The 16,673-nt window shown below is 55.7% G+C and carries 20 protein-coding genes; 15 read left to right on the top strand and 5 right to left on the bottom strand.

Annotation, left to right across the window (positions count from 1 at the left end):
* The first annotated feature begins 40 nt into the window (after positions 1-40).
* The 11 genes from accD (at position 41) to hisP (ending at position 10,248) form a co-directional block, all read left to right on the top strand.
* Positions 41-946 carry an acetyl-CoA carboxylase, carboxyltransferase subunit beta gene (gene accD, locus BM007_RS17040; protein WP_003861408.1) on the top strand — a complete coding sequence of 302 codons (906 nt, stop codon included), beginning with the start codon at positions 41-43 and terminating at the stop codon, positions 944-946.
* Positions 947-1,016: 70 nt separating this feature from the next.
* On the top strand, positions 1,017-2,285 hold the full coding sequence (gene folC, locus BM007_RS17035) for a bifunctional tetrahydrofolate synthase/dihydrofolate synthase (protein WP_032646627.1): 1,269 nt from the start codon (positions 1,017-1,019) through the stop codon (positions 2,283-2,285).
* Positions 2,275-2,979 carry a cell division protein DedD gene (dedD, locus tag BM007_RS17030; RefSeq protein WP_024908946.1) on the top strand — a complete coding sequence of 235 codons (705 nt, stop codon included), beginning with the start codon at positions 2,275-2,277 and terminating at the stop codon, positions 2,977-2,979. Before folC ends, dedD begins: the two co-directional genes overlap by 11 nt.
* A gap of 217 nt (positions 2,980-3,196) precedes the next feature.
* A complete protein-coding gene (gene cvpA, locus BM007_RS17025; RefSeq protein ID WP_000262116.1) occupies positions 3,197-3,685 on the top strand; it encodes a colicin V production protein in 489 nt (162 codons plus the stop codon).
* A 33-nt stretch (positions 3,686-3,718) separates the two neighbouring features.
* A complete protein-coding gene (purF, locus tag BM007_RS17020; protein ID WP_024908947.1) occupies positions 3,719-5,236 on the top strand; it encodes an amidophosphoribosyltransferase in 1,518 nt (505 codons plus the stop codon).
* 89 nt (positions 5,237-5,325) lie between these two features.
* Entirely contained in the window at positions 5,326-5,895 is a 570-nt protein-coding gene (locus BM007_RS17015) for a UbiX family flavin prenyltransferase (protein WP_024908948.1), read from the top strand.
* A gap of 291 nt (positions 5,896-6,186) precedes the next feature.
* A complete protein-coding gene (gene argT, locus BM007_RS17010) occupies positions 6,187-6,969 on the top strand; it encodes a lysine/arginine/ornithine ABC transporter substrate-binding protein ArgT (RefSeq protein WP_023312560.1) in 783 nt (260 codons plus the stop codon).
* A 226-nt stretch (positions 6,970-7,195) separates the two neighbouring features.
* The gene (gene hisJ / locus BM007_RS17005) at positions 7,196-7,978 is read left to right on the top strand and encodes a histidine ABC transporter substrate-binding protein HisJ (RefSeq protein WP_024908950.1); all 783 of its coding nucleotides are present in this window, start codon (positions 7,196-7,198) and stop codon (positions 7,976-7,978) included.
* Between the two features lie 88 nt (positions 7,979-8,066).
* Positions 8,067-8,753 (top strand): histidine ABC transporter permease HisQ, encoded by a 687-nt coding sequence (locus BM007_RS17000; protein ID WP_024908951.1) that lies wholly within the window; start codon positions 8,067-8,069, stop codon positions 8,751-8,753.
* The gene (locus tag BM007_RS16995) at positions 8,750-9,466 is read left to right on the top strand and encodes an ABC transporter permease (protein ID WP_008502590.1); all 717 of its coding nucleotides are present in this window, start codon (positions 8,750-8,752) and stop codon (positions 9,464-9,466) included. Before BM007_RS17000 ends, BM007_RS16995 begins: the two co-directional genes overlap by 4 nt.
* Before the next feature lie 8 nt (positions 9,467-9,474).
* Positions 9,475-10,248 carry a histidine ABC transporter ATP-binding protein HisP gene (gene hisP / locus BM007_RS16990; RefSeq protein ID WP_010433274.1) on the top strand — a complete coding sequence of 258 codons (774 nt, stop codon included), beginning with the start codon at positions 9,475-9,477 and terminating at the stop codon, positions 10,246-10,248.
* 97 nt (positions 10,249-10,345) lie between these two features.
* Here hisP and BM007_RS16985 read toward each other — a convergent pair whose 3' ends face one another.
* The 4 genes from BM007_RS16985 to yfcG all read right to left on the bottom strand — a co-directional run bounded on the left by BM007_RS16985 (position 10,346) and on the right by yfcG (position 12,889).
* Entirely contained in the window at positions 10,346-10,864 is a 519-nt protein-coding gene (locus BM007_RS16985; RefSeq protein ID WP_048992660.1) for a GNAT family N-acetyltransferase, read from the bottom strand.
* Between the two features lie 44 nt (positions 10,865-10,908).
* Positions 10,909-11,802, bottom strand: a complete 894-nt coding sequence (locus tag BM007_RS16980) for a TIGR01777 family oxidoreductase (protein WP_032646624.1) — start codon at positions 11,800-11,802, stop codon at positions 10,909-10,911.
* A 13-nt stretch (positions 11,803-11,815) separates the two neighbouring features.
* Positions 11,816-12,184, bottom strand: coding sequence for a dihydroneopterin triphosphate 2'-epimerase (folX, locus tag BM007_RS16975; protein ID WP_023312555.1), 369 nt, complete (start codon positions 12,182-12,184; stop codon positions 11,816-11,818).
* A 75-nt stretch (positions 12,185-12,259) separates the two neighbouring features.
* Entirely contained in the window at positions 12,260-12,889 is a 630-nt protein-coding gene (yfcG, locus tag BM007_RS16970) for a GSH-dependent disulfide bond oxidoreductase (RefSeq protein ID WP_024908954.1), read from the bottom strand.
* A gap of 140 nt (positions 12,890-13,029) precedes the next feature.
* On the opposite strand from yfcG, the gene yfcF reads away from it, so the two are divergent.
* From yfcF to yfcD, 3 genes are read left to right on the top strand one after another with little or no spacing between them, the layout of a single operon-like run.
* The gene (gene yfcF, locus BM007_RS16965; RefSeq protein WP_048029676.1) at positions 13,030-13,674 is read left to right on the top strand and encodes a glutathione transferase; all 645 of its coding nucleotides are present in this window, start codon (positions 13,030-13,032) and stop codon (positions 13,672-13,674) included.
* Positions 13,675-13,730: 56 nt separating this feature from the next.
* Positions 13,731-14,282, top strand: coding sequence for a phosphodiesterase (gene yfcE / locus BM007_RS16960; protein WP_048029677.1), 552 nt, complete (start codon positions 13,731-13,733; stop codon positions 14,280-14,282).
* Between the two features lie 55 nt (positions 14,283-14,337).
* Positions 14,338-14,892 (top strand): NUDIX hydrolase YfcD, encoded by a 555-nt coding sequence (gene yfcD / locus BM007_RS16955; RefSeq protein WP_090419971.1) that lies wholly within the window; start codon positions 14,338-14,340, stop codon positions 14,890-14,892.
* Between the two features lie 3 nt (positions 14,893-14,895).
* On the opposite strand, the gene BM007_RS16950 is transcribed toward yfcD, so the two are convergent.
* Positions 14,896-15,915, bottom strand: coding sequence for a LacI family DNA-binding transcriptional regulator (locus tag BM007_RS16950; RefSeq protein ID WP_024908958.1), 1,020 nt, complete (start codon positions 15,913-15,915; stop codon positions 14,896-14,898).
* 234 nt (positions 15,916-16,149) lie between these two features.
* Between BM007_RS16950 and BM007_RS16945 the strand changes: the two genes are divergently transcribed.
* Positions 16,150-16,593, top strand: coding sequence for a PTS sugar transporter subunit IIA (locus tag BM007_RS16945; RefSeq protein WP_090419968.1), 444 nt, complete (start codon positions 16,150-16,152; stop codon positions 16,591-16,593).
* The last annotated feature ends 80 nt before the right edge of the window (positions 16,594-16,673 follow it).

The raw sequence follows: 16,673 nt of genomic DNA, 5'->3' as shown, positions 1-16,673 counted from the left end.
AAAACTGGCAAACGACCAGGTTCAGGCAGAAAGGTTATCAATGAGCTGGATTGAACGAATTAAAAGCAACATTACCCCAACGCGTAAAGCGAGCATTCCTGAAGGGGTATGGACGAAGTGTGATAGCTGCGGTCAGGTTCTGTATCGCGCAGAGCTGGAACGCAACCTTGAGGTGTGTCCGAAGTGTGACCACCATATGCGTATGTCGGCGCGCAACCGCCTGCATAGCCTGCTGGACGAAGGCTCTCTGGTAGAGCTGGGTAGCGAACTCGAGCCAAAAGACGTGCTGAAGTTCCGCGATTCCAAAAAATACAAAGATCGTCTGGCCTCTGCACAGAAAGAGACTGGCGAGAAAGACGCGCTGATCGTCATGAAAGGCACCCTGCATGAGATGCCGGTTGTTGCCGCTGCGTTTGAGTTCTCCTTTATGGGCGGCTCAATGGGCTCTGTGGTCGGTGCGCGCTTCGTGCGTGCCGTTGAGCAGGCGCTGGAAGACAACTGTCCGCTGATCTGCTTCTCTGCCTCCGGCGGTGCGCGTATGCAGGAAGCGTTGATGTCACTGATGCAGATGGCGAAAACCTCTGCTGCGCTGGCGAAGATGCAGGAGCGCGGTCTGCCGTATATCTCCGTGCTGACCGACCCAACCATGGGCGGCGTCTCCGCGAGCTTCGCAATGCTGGGCGATCTGAACATCGCTGAGCCAAAAGCGCTGATCGGCTTTGCGGGTCCTCGCGTTATTGAGCAGACCGTTCGTGAAAAACTGCCGCCGGGCTTCCAGCGCAGTGAGTTCCTCATCGAGAAAGGCGCCATCGACATGATCGTCCGCCGTCCGGAAATGCGCCTGAAGCTGGCGAGCATCCTGGCGAAGCTGATGAATCTGCCAGCGCCGAACCCGGATGAGCCGCGCGAAGGCGTGGTGGTACCGGATCAGGAACCCGAGGCCTGATAACTGAAAAGGGCAGGGCCGGTTGGCGCTGCCCTTTTGCTTTCTAATCTGTTAATGACAACCGGGCATTATGGAAAATAAAAGCATTCCCCAAGCCACGTCGCCCCTGGCCGCGTGGCTTTCTTATCTGGAAAACCTGCACAGTAAAACCATCGATATGGGGCTTGAGCGCGTAAGCCAGGTCGCCGCGCGTCTTGATGTGCTCAAACCGGCACCTTTCGTGTTCACCGTCGCGGGGACCAACGGTAAAGGCACGACCTGCCGCACGCTGGAATCTGTCCTGATGGCCGCAGGTTACAAAGTTGGCGTGTACAGCTCGCCACACCTGGTCCGCTACACCGAGCGCGTTCGTGTGCAGAACCGCGAACTGCCGGAATCGGCGCATACGGCGTCGTTCGCGGAAATTGAAGCCGCACGCGGTGAGATCTCATTAACCTATTTTGAATACGGCACACTGTCGGCGCTGTGGCTATTCAAACAGGCGCAGCTGGATGTGGTGATTCTTGAGGTTGGCCTCGGCGGACGTCTTGATGCGACCAATATGGTGGATGCGGACGTGGCGGTGGTCACCAGCATCGCGCTGGACCATATCGACTGGCTGGGACCGGATCGTGAAAGCATTGGCCGCGAGAAGGCCGGTATTTTCCGCGCAAACAAACCCGCCGTGGTCGGCGAGCCGGATATGCCGCATACCATTGCTGACGTGGCGAACGAGAAGGGCGCGCGTCTGCTGCGCCGCGACGTTGACTGGCAGTACGAGGTCCAGGATAACGGCTGGCGCTTTAGCGACGCGCAGGGCGCGCTCGACAACCTGCCGCTGCCGCAGGTACCGCAGCCGAACGCAGCAACCGCGCTGGCGGCACTGCGCGCCAGTGGCCTCACGGTCAGCGAGCAGGCGATCCGCGACGGCATTAAGAATGCGCTGTTGCCCGGGCGTTTCCAGATAGTTAGCGAGTCACCGCGCCTGATTCTGGACGTGGCGCATAACCCCCATGCGGCGGCGTATCTCGCGGGACGTCTCAATTCGTTACCAAAAACCGGGCGCGTGCTGGCGGTTATCGGTATGCTTCATGATAAAGATATCGGCGGGACGCTGGCCTGCATGGAGAGTGTGGTCGATAGCTGGTATTGTGCTCCTCTGGAGGGACCGCGCGGCGCGACGGCTGAGCAACTGATGGAACATCTCGGCAAAGGCGCAATCTACAGTAGCGTGGCTCAGGCCTGGCATGCCGCGATGGCGGATGCTAAACCAGAAGATACCGTGCTGGTGTGTGGGTCATTCCACACGGTGGCACATGTCATGGAAGTGATGGACGCGGGGAGAACCGGTGGCGAGTAAGTTTCAGAACCGTTTAACAGGAACCATTGTGCTGGTCGCGCTCGGGGTGATTATTCTCCCGGGTCTGCTCGACGGGCAGAAAAAGCATTATCAGGATGAGTTTGCCGCTATTCCGCTGGTGCCGAAACCGGGTGACCGCGATGAGCCGGATATGCTGCCCGCGGCGACGCAGGCGCTGCCTGCTCAGCCGCCGGAAGGGGCGGCGGAAGAGGTGCGTGCAGGCGATGCCGCCGCACCATCGCTCGATCCGTCTCGCCTGGCGGCAGCGAGCAACAGCGATATCGATCCGGTGCCGGTCGAGCAGCCTAAACCGGTTGAAAAACCGAAGCCGGTTGAGAAGCCGCAGCCGCAGCCGAAACCGCAGCGGGATAAAGCCGCAGAACAGCTAGCCGCGGCGTCAGAGACACCTCCGCCAGCAAAACCGGCGCAGCAGGATGCCGCCGCCCCAACGGGTAAGGCCTACGTGGTGCAGCTTGGTGCGCTGAAAAACGCCGATAAGGTCAACGAGGTCGTGAGCAAACTGCGCAGTGCGGGATATCGTGTTTACACTTCACCTTCCACGCCGGTGCAGGGTAAAATTACCCGTATCCTCGTGGGGCCAGAAGCGTCTAAAGATAAGCTTAAAGGTTCGCTCGGTGAGCTGAAGCAGATCTCCGGCCTGAGCGGTGTGGTGATGGGCTACAGCGCGAACTGATAAGATCTTACCCATCCCCGGAATGGTTTGCTCCCTCTCCCTTGAGGGTGAGGGGGGAGCAGACGTCCACAGAGACGTCAAATGGACCGTGGCGTTGAACATTTTTTCAGCGCCTTTTTTATTTACGCGCGGGAAGGAAATCCCTACGCAAACGTTTTCTTTTTCTGTTAGAATTCGCCCCGAACTGGATGACAGGGCGTTAAATCGTGGGACACATATGGTCTGGATTGATTACGCCATCATTGCGGTGATTGGTTTTTCCTGTCTGGTTAGCCTGATCCGTGGCTTTGTTCGTGAAGCGTTATCGCTGGTGACATGGGGTTGTGCTTTCTTTGTTGCCAGTCATTACTACACTTACCTGTCTGTCTGGTTCACGGGCTTTGAAGATGAACTGGTCCGAAATGGAATCGCTATCGCGGTGTTGTTTATCGCAACGCTGATTGTCGGCGCTATCGTGAATTACGTGATAGGTCAGCTGGTCGAGAAAACCGGTCTGTCAGGAACGGACAGGGTGCTCGGGATCTGTTTCGGGGCATTACGAGGCGTGCTGATTGTGGCCGCGATCCTGTTCTTCCTGGATACCTTCACCGGGTTCTCCAAAAGCGAAGACTGGCAAAAATCGCAGCTCATTCCAGAGTTCAGCTTCATCATCAGATGGTTCTTTGACTATCTGCAAAGCTCGTCAAGTTTTTTGCCCAGGGCATAAACCCTGAGATGTGGCTTAACGAGGAAAAGACGAATGTGCGGTATTGTCGGTATCGCCGGTTTCATGCCGGTAAACCAGTCGATTTATGACGCGTTAACGGTGCTTCAGCACCGTGGGCAGGATGCTGCGGGTATCATTACCATTGATGCAAACAACTGCTTCCGTTTACGCAAGGCGAATGGCCTGGTAAACGATGTGTTTGAAGCCCGCCATATGCAGCGTCTGCAAGGTAATATGGGGATCGGTCACGTTCGTTATCCTACTGCTGGCAGTTCCAGCGCCTCTGAGGCACAGCCTTTCTACGTCAACTCACCGTATGGCATTACCCTTGCTCATAACGGCAACCTGACCAACGCGCATGAGCTGCGTAAAAAGCTGTTCGAAGAGAAACGTCGCCACATTAACACCACCTCTGATTCTGAAATCCTGCTCAATGTGTTCGCCAGCGAGCTGGATAACTTCCGTCACTATCCGCTGGAAGCAGACAACATTTTTGCCGCGATTGCCGCGACAAACCGTCAGATCCGCGGCGCGTACGCCTGCGTTGCGATGATCATCGGTCACGGTATGGTCGCCTTCCGCGATCCTAACGGCATTCGTCCGCTGGTGCTCGGTAAGCGCGACCTCGGCGATGGCCGTACTGAATATATGGTTGCCTCTGAGAGCGTGGCGCTGGATACCCTGGGCTTCGAATTCCTGCGTGACGTTGCGCCGGGCGAAGCGGTCTACATCACCGAGAAGGGCCAGCTGTTTACCCGCCAGTGTGCCGACAACCCGGTCAGCAACCCGTGCCTGTTTGAATATGTTTACTTTGCCCGTCCGGATTCCTTCATCGACAAGATTTCCGTCTACAGCGCGCGCGTCAACATGGGCACCAAGCTGGGCGAGAAGATTGCCCGCGAGTGGGACGATCTCGACATCGACGTGGTGATTCCTATCCCGGAGACCTCCTGCGATATCGCGCTGGAGATCGCCCGCATTCTGGACAAGCCATACCGTCAGGGCTTCGTGAAGAACCGCTACGTTGGCCGCACCTTTATCATGCCGGGGCAGCACCTGCGTCGTAAGTCCGTGCGCCGCAAGCTGAACGCCAACCGCGCGGAATTCCGCGACAAGAACGTTCTGCTGGTGGATGACTCCATCGTTCGCGGCACCACCTCTGAGCAGATTATCGAGATGGCGCGCGAAGCGGGTGCGAAGAAAGTCTATCTGGCCTCTGCTGCGCCGGAGATTCGCTTCCCGAACGTGTACGGCATCGATATGCCAACCGCCAACGAGTTGATCGCTCACGGCCGTGAAGTGGATGAAATTCGTCAGATTATCGGTGCCGACGGCCTGATTTTCCAGGATCTGAACGATCTCATCGACGCGGTGCGTGCCGAGAACCCGGAAATTCAGCAGTTTGAATGCTCCGTGTTCAACGGTATTTACGTGACCAAAGACGTTGACCAGCAGTACCTCGACTATCTTGATTCGCTGCGCAACGACGATGCGAAAGCCGTCCAGATGCAGAACGATCTCGAAAGTTTAGAGATGCACAACGAAGGTTGATGCTCCGGCAGGTGAGGGCGAATGCCCTCACTTGCAACTCCCCGCAAAATCCTGCACAGTCTGCCCTGAAATCAGTAAGGGCGAAAATCATGAAACGACTCATTGTTGGGCTCAGCGGTGCCAGCGGCGCGATTTACGGCGTACGTCTGTTACAGGTTCTGCGTAACGTGGCGGAAGTCGAGACCCATCTGGTGATGAGCCAGGCGGCGCGTCAGACCCTCTCTCTGGAAACCGATCTCTCCCTGCGCGATGTTCAGGCACTGGCGGACGTGGTTCACGATGCCCGTGATATCGCCGCCAGCATCTCCTCAGGCTCGTTTAAAACGGCCGGCATGGTTATCCTACCCTGTTCCATTAAAACGCTCTCCGGCATTGTGAACAGCTATACTGACACCCTGGTAACGCGCGCGGCGGATGTGGTGCTGAAGGAGCGTCGTCCTCTGGTGCTCTGCGTGCGGGAAACGCCGCTGCACCTCGGCCATCTGCGCTTAATGACGCAGGCTGCGGAGCTGGGAGCCATCATCATGCCGCCGGTACCGGCATTTTATCATCGCCCGACCTCGCTGGATGACGTGATTAATCAGACCGTTAACCGCGTGCTGGATCAGTTCGACATCGACCTGCCTGACGATCTCTTCACCCGCTGGCAGGGGGCCTGATTCTGTGCACAAACAGAGTGCATGAAAAGACAAGTTGCCCTGTTTCAGGGCAATTATGCAACGGCGATCATATCCTCGACATTTAATTCGTTTTTTCCCTTTTTCTCTCTCCGGTTCGTTCGGCAGACCTGCTATCTTTCACCATTAAGGCAGTATCGCAACGTTTTATTAACATATTTAACGTCGAAGTTTTGACCAGACGGCAATGTGGCATAAGACCTGCAAGATGAAGCCTGCAACACAACACACAACACAATACATAATAAAATCACGGTACTTGAGGGTAAATGTATGAAGAAGACGGTTCTGGCTCTGTCTTTGCTCGTGGGGTTAAGTGCGGCAGCAGGTAGCTACGCAGCGCTTCCACAGACGGTTCGTATCGGTACAGACGCAACCTACGCGCCATTCTCATCCAAGGATGCGAAAGGCGATTTCGTGGGGTTTGATATCGATCTGGGAAATGAAATGTGCAAGCGCATTGCGGTGAAATGCACATGGGTGGGCAGCGACTTTGACGCGTTAATCCCGTCGCTGAAAGCCAAGAAAATCGACGCCATTATCTCTTCTCTCTCCATCACCGAAAAACGCCAGCAGGAGATTGCCTTCTCTGACAAGCTCTACGCCGCGGATTCTCGCCTGATTGCGCCGAAAGGCTCCCCGATTAAGCCAACCATCGACTCGCTGAAAGGCAAGCATGTTGGCGTGCTTCAGGGATCGACCCAGGAAGGTTATGCCAATGCCACCTGGCGTGAGAAGGGTGTCGACGTGGTGGCTTACCAGAACCAGGATCTGATCTACTCTGACCTGGCGGCAGGCCGTCTGGATGCGGCATTCCAGGATGAAGTCGCCGCGAGTGAAGGCTTCCTGAAACAGCCTGCGGGGAAAGACTACGCGTTTGCGGGCCCGTCGGTGAAAGACAAAAAATACTTTGGTGACGGCACCGGTATTGGCCTGCGTAAGGATGATACCGAGCTGAAAGCCGCCTTCGACAAAGCCTTTGCAGAGCTGCGTAAAGACGGTACTTACGACAAACTGGCGAAGAAATACTTCGACTTCAACGTATACGGTGAATAATACCTGACGCTAACGCACCGGAAAGGTGCGTTACGGGAACGGTTGACCCAATACGGTGCGTTCGTTGCACCGTATTGGATCGCTTTGTGCATACTTACGCATTTATAATGCAAAAATTCCCGCCTGAAGGGCATTAGTCTTTGCCTGTCAGAGGGAATTAATGGCACATTAGCACCACCCCGTCGTCGTAAAAAACCCGTATGAAGACAGTTTGTTGAGGACAAATATGAAAAAACTCGTGTTGTCACTATCTCTGGTGCTGGCCTTTTCCAGCGCTACCGCGGCATTCGCAGCCATTCCGCAGAAAATTCGGATCGGTACCGATCCCACCTATGCGCCGTTCGAATCGAAGAATTCAAAGGGTGAACTGGTTGGTTTTGACATCGATCTGGCCAATGAGCTGTGCAAACGCATCAAAGCACAGTGTACCTACGTTGAGAACCCGCTGGATGCGCTGATCCCGTCCCTGAAAGCGAAAAAAATCGACGTGATCATGTCCTCCCTCTCCATCACCGAAAAACGCCAGCAGGAGATTGCCTTCACAGACAAACTCTACGCGGCCGATTCTCGTCTGGTGGTGGCTAAATCGTCTGACGTTCAGCCAACGCTGGAGTCCCTGAAAGGTAAACGTGTCGGCGTGCTGCAGGGCACTACCCAGGAAACCTACGGTAACGAACACTGGGCGCCGAAGGGGATTGAAATCGTCTCCTATCAGGGCCAGGAAAATATCTACGCTGACCTGACGGCAGGCCGAATTGATGCGGCATTCCAGGATGAAGTCGCGGCAAGCGAAGGCTTCCTGAAAACGCCGGTCGGTAAAGATTACAAGTTTGGCGGCCCGTCCATTAAGGACGTGAAGCTGTTTGGTGTGGGCACCGGTATGGGCCTGCGCAAAGAAGACAATGAGCTGCGTGAGGCGCTGAACAAAGCGTTTGCTGAAATGCGCGCTGACGGCACCTACGACAAGCTGGCGAAAAAGTACTTTGATTTTAATGTTTACGGCGGCTAATCGCCCCGTCAAATAACGTGCGGCCCCTCCCTCCGTGGGAGGGGGAAAGACACGGTTCCACCACTCACGATACGACAGGGCTCGCGGTATGCTGTACGGATTTTCTGGCGTTATTTTACATGGCGCGCTTGTCACCCTTGAGCTGGCTATCAGCTCCGTGGTGCTGGCGGTGCTGATAGGTCTGGCAGGCGCAGGGGCGAAGCTTTCGGCTAACAAACCGCTGGCGCTAATTTTTGAAGGCTACACCACGCTTATTCGCGGCGTTCCCGATCTGGTGCTGATGCTGCTTATCTTTTACGGTCTGCAGATTGCGCTGAACAGCGTGACGGACGCGATGGGCATGGGACAAATTGATATCGACCCGATGGTGGCCGGTATTATTACCCTCGGTTTTATCTACGGTGCCTACTTCACCGAAACCTTCCGCGGTGCTTACATGGCCGTGCCGAAGGGCCACATTGAGGCGGCAACCGCATTTGGTTTTACCTCTTCACAAACGTTTCGTCGGATTATGTTCCCGGCCATGATGCGTTATGCGCTTCCGGGCATCGGCAACAACTGGCAGGTTATCCTCAAAGCGACAGCGCTGGTCTCGCTGCTCGGTCTGGAAGACGTCGTGAAAGCGACTCAGCTGGCGGGCAAGAGCACCTGGGAGCCGTTCTACTTTGCGGTGGTCTGCGGCGTGATTTATCTGGTCTTTACGACCGTCTCCAATGGTGTGCTGCTTCTGCTCGAGCGTCGCTACTCCGTGGGTGTCAAGAGGGCTGACCTGTGATTGAGATCATTCAGGAATACTGGAAATCGCTGCTGTGGACAGATGGCTACCGCTTTACCGGCGTGGCGATTACGCTCTGGCTGCTGATCTCCTCCGTGGTGATGGGTGGCATTCTGGCGGTGTTTCTTGCCATTGGCCGCGTGTCGAACAATAAATTTATCCAGTTCCCGATCTGGCTGTTTACCTACGTGTTTCGCGGTACGCCGCTTTACGTACAGCTGCTGGTGTTCTATTCGGGGATGTATACGCTTGAGATCGTAAAAGGCACTGAGATGCTGAATGCGTTCTTCCGCAGCGGTCTGAACTGTACGGTGCTGGCGTTGACGCTCAACACCTGCGCCTATACCACCGAGATTTTCGCGGGAGCCATTCGTTCGGTTCCGTACGGTGAAATTGAGGCGGCGCGCGCGTACGGCTTTTCCTCAGTGAAACTTTATCGCTGCATTATTCTGCCGTCGGCACTGCGTATCGCGTTACCGGCGTACAGTAACGAAGTGATTTTGATGCTGCACTCCACCGCGCTTGCCTTTACCGCGACGGTGCCGGATCTGCTCAAAATCGCGCGCGATATTAACTCCGCGACCTATCAGCCGTTTACCGCGTTTGGCATTGCGGCGGTGCTCTATTTAATTATCTCTTATGTTTTGATTAGCCTGTTCCGTAAGGCTGAAAAACGCTGGTTGCAGCATATAAAACCTTCTTCGACGCACTGAGAAAGATGATGGCTGAGAACAAATTAAACGTTATTGATTTGCACAAACGCTACGGCGAACATGAAGTGCTGAAAGGGGTGTCGCTGCAGGCTAACGCAGGCGATGTAATCAGTATCATCGGTTCATCCGGCTCGGGTAAAAGTACTTTCCTGCGCTGCATTAACTTCCTCGAAAAGCCAAGCGAAGGCTCGATCGTGGTGAGCGGGCAGAACATCAACCTGGTGCGTGACAAAGACGGCCAGCTGAAGGTGGCGGATAAACACCAGCTGCGCCTGCTGCGTACGCGCCTGACGATGGTGTTCCAGCATTTTAACCTCTGGAGCCACATGACGGTGCTGGAGAACGTGATGGAAGCGCCGGTTCAGGTACTGGGGCTGAGCAAGCAGGAAGCCCGCGAGCGTGCGGTGAAATACCTGGCGAAAGTGGGCATCGACGAGCGCCAGCAGATGAAATATCCGGTGCATCTTTCCGGCGGACAGCAGCAGCGTGTCTCCATCGCGCGCGCGCTGGCGATGGAGCCGGAGGTGCTGCTGTTCGACGAACCAACCTCCGCGCTCGACCCGGAACTCGTTGGCGAAGTGCTGCGCATCATGCAGAAGCTGGCCGAAGAGGGCAAAACGATGGTGGTGGTGACGCACGAGATGGGCTTCGCCCGTAACGTCTCGAACCACGTGATTTTCCTGCACCAGGGGAAAATTGAAGAGCAGGGGCATCCGGACGAGGTGCTGGCGAACCCGCAAAGCCCGCGTTTGCAGCAGTTCCTGAAGGGGTCGTTGAAGTAGGTTTGCTTCTCCCTCTCCCTGTGGGAGAGGGGCGAGGTGAGGGCATCAGGCCGCAGTACAGCCCAATCGCCCGGTGGCGCTTCGCTTACCGGGCCTACTAATTCTGTTGCTGGCCGGCATACTCCAGCCGATAGACCCAATCGTCATAGCGCACGCCGTCAATTTCATACGCCTTTTCCAGCACCTGCGTACGCACAAACCCGGCTTTCTCCAGCACGCGCACCGATCCGCCGTTGTCCGCCAGCACGTACGCGTTAATCGCCTTCACGCCGGTCTGGTTGAACGCATAATCACACACCGCGCGCAGCGCCTCGCTGGCGATACCTTTCCCTTGCGCGGCAGGTACAACCGTATAGCCGATATCGGCCTCCTCACGATTCTCAGGGCTGATTTGCAGGCCGATATCGCCAAGCGGCGTATCATCATCCCGGGCGCGAATGACAAACACATGAGCAGCAGCGAGTCGCGCGGCAAACACGCGTCGGGTCTCTTTTTCTGGCGCGATGGCGGCCATGTAGCGCATGATGCGGCGATCTTCACGCAGCGAGCGGAAGAAGGCCCAGTCAGTGGGTTCGAAAGGGGTGAGGTAAAGCCGGGGAGTGGTGATCGTTGCCATTGTGACGCCATATTTTCGGAACATGGCCTGTCACTGTAACATATTCACCGCACCACATCCCCCAGCGCCTCTTCTAATTCATACCAGCGGAACGCAAAGCCGGCCGCTTCCAGCCGTTTTGGCAGCGCCCGCTGCCCGCCTAATACCAGTACAGACGCTTCTCCCATCAGCAGACGAATGACCGTGGCAGGCACGCGCAGTATCGCCGGACGGTGCAGGGCATGCCCCAGCGCGTGGGCAAACTGTTCATTACGCACTGGATACGGCGCAACCATGTTAAACGGTCCGCGCAGATCGTTATCCAGCAGCCAGAGAATACCGTTGACCATATCGTCGATATGGATCCACGCCATATATTGACGGCCATTACCGATGGGACCGCCGAGTCCGAGCCTGAAAGGGGGAAGCATCTTCGCCAGGATGCCGCCTTTCGGCGCGAGGACGACCCCGGTCCGCAGCAGGCAGACGCGGGTACGATCGCTTTGCGCCGCACAGGCGATACGCTCCCACTGGGCGCAAAGTTTATGGGTAAACTCGTTATGGGGCGGCTCTTCCTCGGTCACCACCACCTCGCCGAGATCGCCGTAATAGCCCACCGCTGAACCCGAAATAAGCACTGAAGGTGGGGTGTGGCTATTACGGATCAGCTCGACGAGCTTTTCGGTAATGTTCCACCGGCTGCTGCATAACAGCTGTTTTTGCTCTTCCGTCCAGCGCTTATCGGCGATGGGTTCACCCGCGAGGTTAATGACGGCGTCGAAACCGTCCAGATTTTGCTGCTCGGCCAGATTTTTCCAGATATCGACACCCGCCCCCAGCACCTGACGCGCTTTCTCCGGGCTGCGCGTGACCACGGTGATGTCGTGATGCAAGGCCTGCAGACGCGCAATGAGGTGACGACCAATCAGGCCTGTCCCGCCGGTCAGCAAAATCTTCATACAACCTCCAGGTTTACGCCTGGCGCCGCCAGCTTAACGTCATGGAGACGGAATCGGCGTAGCGCAGGGCGTGAAGTTTATCGATCTCAACTTCAGCATAAGTGACCCAGTGATGTTCGCGTGCGATATCGAGCACATCCTGAGTTAATTTTTCCAGCAGAGAGAAGCGGTTATTCTCCACGTACTGAATGATGTTTTTGGTTATTGTGCGGTAGTTGAGCGCGTCGTTGATGTCTTCGCTGGCCCGCGCTTTATCTGCGGGGTAGTGAATCACCACGTTAATGACAATATCCTGACGGTTGGCGATCTCTTCCTCTTTGATACCGATAAAGGTACGCAGGCGTAAATTTTTTATACGAATAATGGCGTCTGGCTGTGACATTGCAGGTCTTCTCCGTGTCAGTATTTCCTGCCCATAATACATGAGTGCCTCACAGGCACCCAGCCTCATACCGGGTTAAATTTGCTGGATTTTTTGCATCGCCCGCTCGGTCGCCGGGCGGGTCCGGATGCGCTCGAACCAGTTGTTTACCGCCGGGTAAGAGGCCAGGTCAATTCGGTGTTTTTCATGCGTATTCACCCATGGCCAGCAGGCGATATCGGCAATGCTGTAATGATCCCCCCCGAGCCACGGCGTTTTCTTCAGCCGACGGTTCAGAACGTCATAGAGCCGCTGCGTCTCGACCTGATAGCGTTCTATCGCATAGGGAATGGGTTGCGGGGCGTAAGCGGTAAAGTGATGGTTTTGACCCAGCATGGGCCCCAGTCCGCTCGCCTGCCAGAAGAGCCACTGCAGGGTATGGTGACGCTCACGCAGCTCGCCGCTCAGCAACTTGCCGGTTTTCTCTGCCAGATAGAGCAAAATTTCACCGGATTCAAACAGGCTCAACGGTCTGCCCCCGTCCGCCGGATGGTTATCAATAATGGCCGGGATTTTATTATTCGGCGAGATAGCCAGAAAGAGGGGGCTGAACTGTTCGCCCTTGCTGATATCCACGCGAATGATCCTGTAATCCAGCTCGGCTTCTTCAAGAAAGAGGGTGATCTTATGGCCGTTTGGGGTAGGGGCGTAATAAAGGTCGATCATTCTCAACTCCTGTCCATGCGAAGAGTGGTGCCATGACAAATGAGTATAGGTGGTTGTTGTAAATCGTGAGTTTTCATCAAGTGACAGCGAGGCAAAGAGATTATATGTTGAGTAAAAACCGATCAGCCTATGAGGATGTTATGAACCAGCCCGTCATCACGTTGTGGTCCGATGCGAATTTCTTTTCTCCCTATGTTATGAGCGTATACGTTGCGCTGGCCGAAAAAGGGCTCACGTTTACGCTGAAGACCGTTGATCTCGACGGCGGTGAACATCTTAAACCGCAGTGGCAGGGTTACGACCTGACCCGACGCGTGCCGGTGCTGGAGATTGACGGTTTTGCCCTGAGCGAATCCTCGGCGATTGATGAATATCTGGAAGATCGGTTCGCGCCGCCGGAGTGGGAGCGCATCTATCCTCACGACCTGCAAAAACGCGCCCGGGCGCGGCAGATCCAGGCGTGGTTGCGAAGCGATCTGGTACCGATTCGCGTCGAACGCTCGACGGACGTCGTGTTTGCCGGGGTGAAAAAACCAGCTCTCAGCGCAGAAGGTGCAGAAAGCGCGCAAAAACTCATTGAAACCGCCACCTCGCTCCTCGCACACGGCAACCCGAACCTGTTCGGCGAGTGGTGCATTGCTGATGCCGATCTGGCGTTGATGCTAAACCGCCTGATCCTCAACGGCGATGAGGTGCCGCAACTGCTGGTGGATTATGCCGCGTTTCAGTGGCAGCGTGCCTCCGTGCAGCGCTATGTGGCACTCTCGGCTAAGCGCGTGGGCTGATAAGCCCTGCCGCTTCAGGTATCATGGGGGCAGTCTGTTTTCCCGAGGAGTGACTGATGAAACTGATGTTTGCGTCGGATATCCATGGATCGCTGCCTGCTACCGAGCGTGTCCTTTCCCTGTTTGCACAAAGCGGTGCGCAGTGGCTGATTATTTTGGGCGACGTGCTCAATCACGGCCCGCGCAACGCGCTGCCGGAGGGCTATGCCCCTGCGCAGGTCGCGGAAAAACTCAACCAGTCCGCCTCGCGCATCATTGCCGTTCGCGGCAACTGCGACAGCGAAGTGGACCAGATGCTGCTGCATTTCCCTCTTACCGCACCGTGGCAACAGGTGCTGCTTGAACAACACCGCCTGTTCCTGACTCACGGGCATCTTTTCAGCCCGGATAATCTTCCGGCTCTCGCGGCTGGCGATGTCCTGGTTTACGGTCATACTCATATTCCGGTTGCGGAAAAACGCGGTGAGATTTATCACTTTAATCCGGGCTCGGTCAGCATCCCAAAAGGCGGATATCCTGCGAGCTACGGCATGCTGGAAGGAAATACCCTGAGCGTTATCGCACTTAATGATCAGCAAGTTATTGCGCAAGTAGCGATTAATCCGTAAGTTACACCTCAACTGCAAACGCGCCGAAAGAGCGCTTAGAAGAGAAGGTTTCCCGATGGTGGAGCAGAGTCATTTGGCAAGTACAGAGTGGGTTGACATTGTCAGCGAAGAGAATGAAGTGATCGCGCAGGCCAGCCGCGAACAAATGCGTGCGGAGCGTCTGCGCCACCGCGCAACGTACATCGTTGTGCATGACGGGATGGGCAAAATTCTGGTCCAGCGCCGTACGGATACCAAAGATTTTTTCCCGGGTATGCTGGATGCCACTGCAGGCGGTGTTGTCCAGGCAGATGAAGTGCTGCTGGATTCCGCACGTCGTGAAGCAGAAGAAGAGTTAGGCATTGCCGGTGTGCCGTTTGCCGAGCACGGTCAGTTCTATTTTGAAGACGAAAACTGCCGCGTCTGGGGCGGGCTGTTTAGCTGCGTTTCTCACGGCCCGTTTGCCCTGCAGGAAGAAGAGGTGAGTGAGGTCAGCTGGATGACGCCGGAAGAGATCACCGCGCGCTGCGACGAGTTCACGCCGGATTCGTTAAAAGCGCTGGCGCTCTGGATGAGCCGCAACGCCAATAACGAATCGACAAAATCAGAGAAAGAGGAAGAGGCTGAGTAAGCTTCAGCAACTCTCTCTCAGACACAGACTGGACGCGATGGGCTTTTGATCGCGCCAGTCTCCGCCATTCAGGCGCTCCAGTAACGCTTTCCCGGCTTCAATTCCAATCTTACGATGCGGCACCGCCATGGTCGTCAGCGGCGGCTGACAGACGCGGCTCACGTCGCTATCGCCAAAGCCTACTACCGCCAGATCGTCCGGAACTTTGATTCGCCTGCGCTGGCACTCGTACAGCGCGCCGCACGCCAGCTCGTCAGAGACGCACACCAGCGCATCCAGCTCCGGCCAGGCCAGCAGGAACTCGGGCAGCTGTGCTGCACCGGTCGAGAAGCTCGGCGGCATCGCAGCGTTAATGACCCGGTTCGGCGACATATGGTGGCGAAGCATGGCTTTGTACCAGCCCTGCAGATGCTGCTGGAAAATCCACTGTTCCTGGTTGGCGCACAGCAGGCCTATGTTTTGGTAGCCGCGCTTAATCACCATTTCCGTGAGTTCATACATGGCCGCCACGTTATCAATCCCGATATTCATATCAATCGGATCGGCGCGCATGGCACCCATCTCCATCACCGGGATAGAGGCATTTTTCAGCCAGTGGCGAACGGTGTCGGTATGTTCAACGCTGAGCAGGATAGCGGCGGCAATATTCGACGCCAGAAGCGTCTCCAGCAACTTCTCCTCCTGCTCAAGACGATGCTGGGATTCTGCCAGCATGATCTGATATCCGGCAGGCTGTAGCACCTGCTGTAGCCCGGCGAACATCTCCGAGCAGCCGGCTTCGGAGAGGTTGGGCACTACCATGGCTATCGTCCATGACGACGCCGAGGCCAGCGCGCTGGCGGCAAGATTAGGCATATAACCCAGCTCCTGCACGGCAGCTTCAATTTTTTCACGTAGCTTATCGGAAACCTGTTCGGGCGTGCGGAGTGCACGGGACACGGTCATCGTGCCCACACCGGCAAGCTGTGCGACATCGGCGAGTGTCACTTTACCAGTACTGCGCCGTTTTCGGGTTAGAGACATACACCTTCCTGCTGACCAGACGCGTTCTTCTTTTCCTTCGTTTCACGTGACAGGCAGTATACGCCTTAAATCCCTTTTTTTGCTGTGATTTAGCAACGTGATTGCAATTTGATAGCGCTATCACATTTCTGCATGTTAACCATTGGTAGCGCTATCTTTGTGATCGCGATCGCAGTCAATCACTGATGCGTTGAATAAAGTTTGCTCATCTTAAGCGTGTAGCGGGAGTGAAAAGTGCTCAAAAAATGGATATATGATACAACCATCACGCTGCAGGAGAGCGTGGAAAACTGGCCGCAGGCGCTGGAGCTGTGCGCGAAGCCGCTGCTGGATTTGCAGGTGATTGAGCCTGAATACGTCACGGCCATCATCCAGCAGCACCACACGTTAGGACCTTATTATGTGCTGGCACCAGGGCTGGCGATGCCGCATGCGCGGCCGGAGGAAGGCGCCAAAGGACTGGGGTTGTCGTTATTAAAACTAAAACAGGGCGTCTCGTTTGGTGCCGGTGAGTTTGACCCTGTCAACGTCATTATTATGCTCGCGGCACCCGACAAAAATAGCCATATCGAGATGATCTCGTCGCTGGCAGAGTTATTTTCCAGCGATACCGATATGGACGAACTGCATCAGGTGAATACCCTGGAGGAAATTAAAACGATTATTAACCGCTTCTGATTTAATTCTTTAATCCGGTTTTTCACAACATTACGCGTCAGCGTGATGGGGCGTACTCTACTCAAAATAAGGGGACAACA

It is taken from the genome of Enterobacter sp. NFIX59, from assembly GCF_900113755.1.
Lineage (GTDB): Bacteria > Pseudomonadota > Gammaproteobacteria > Enterobacterales > Enterobacteriaceae > Enterobacter > Enterobacter pseudoroggenkampii.
Note: the sequence above shows the minus strand (reverse complement) of the source record. Positions and strands in the feature narration are given on the sequence as shown.

What these genes read in the sequence shown, in the direction of transcription:
- yfcD (WP_090419971.1), top strand. Translation starts at nt 14,338, where the DNA reads ATGGTGGAGCAGAGTCATTTGGCAAGTACAGAGTGGGTTGACATTGTC.
- BM007_RS16985 (WP_048992660.1), bottom strand. Translation starts at nt 10,864, where the DNA reads ATGGCAACGATCACCACTCCCCGGCTTTACCTCACCCCTTTCGAACCC.
- cvpA (WP_000262116.1), top strand. Translation starts at nt 3,197, where the DNA reads ATGGTCTGGATTGATTACGCCATCATTGCGGTGATTGGTTTTTCCTGT.
- BM007_RS16950 (WP_024908958.1), bottom strand. Translation starts at nt 15,915, where the DNA reads ATGTCTCTAACCCGAAAACGGCGCAGTACTGGTAAAGTGACACTCGCC.
- folC (WP_032646627.1), top strand. Translation starts at nt 1,017, where the DNA reads ATGGAAAATAAAAGCATTCCCCAAGCCACGTCGCCCCTGGCCGCGTGG.
- BM007_RS17000 (WP_024908951.1), top strand. Translation starts at nt 8,067, where the DNA reads ATGCTGTACGGATTTTCTGGCGTTATTTTACATGGCGCGCTTGTCACC.
- hisP (WP_010433274.1), top strand. Translation starts at nt 9,475, where the DNA reads ATGGCTGAGAACAAATTAAACGTTATTGATTTGCACAAACGCTACGGC.
- purF (WP_024908947.1), top strand. Translation starts at nt 3,719, where the DNA reads ATGTGCGGTATTGTCGGTATCGCCGGTTTCATGCCGGTAAACCAGTCG.
- yfcG (WP_024908954.1), bottom strand. Translation starts at nt 12,889, where the DNA reads ATGATCGACCTTTATTACGCCCCTACCCCAAACGGCCATAAGATCACC.
- yfcF (WP_048029676.1), top strand. Translation starts at nt 13,030, where the DNA reads ATGAACCAGCCCGTCATCACGTTGTGGTCCGATGCGAATTTCTTTTCT.
- hisJ (WP_024908950.1), top strand. Translation starts at nt 7,196, where the DNA reads ATGAAAAAACTCGTGTTGTCACTATCTCTGGTGCTGGCCTTTTCCAGC.
- argT (WP_023312560.1), top strand. Translation starts at nt 6,187, where the DNA reads ATGAAGAAGACGGTTCTGGCTCTGTCTTTGCTCGTGGGGTTAAGTGCG.
- BM007_RS17015 (WP_024908948.1), top strand. Translation starts at nt 5,326, where the DNA reads ATGAAACGACTCATTGTTGGGCTCAGCGGTGCCAGCGGCGCGATTTAC.
- BM007_RS16980 (WP_032646624.1), bottom strand. Translation starts at nt 11,802, where the DNA reads ATGAAGATTTTGCTGACCGGCGGGACAGGCCTGATTGGTCGTCACCTC.
- folX (WP_023312555.1), bottom strand. Translation starts at nt 12,184, where the DNA reads ATGTCACAGCCAGACGCCATTATTCGTATAAAAAATTTACGCCTGCGT.
- accD (WP_003861408.1), top strand. Translation starts at nt 41, where the DNA reads ATGAGCTGGATTGAACGAATTAAAAGCAACATTACCCCAACGCGTAAA.
- yfcE (WP_048029677.1), top strand. Translation starts at nt 13,731, where the DNA reads ATGAAACTGATGTTTGCGTCGGATATCCATGGATCGCTGCCTGCTACC.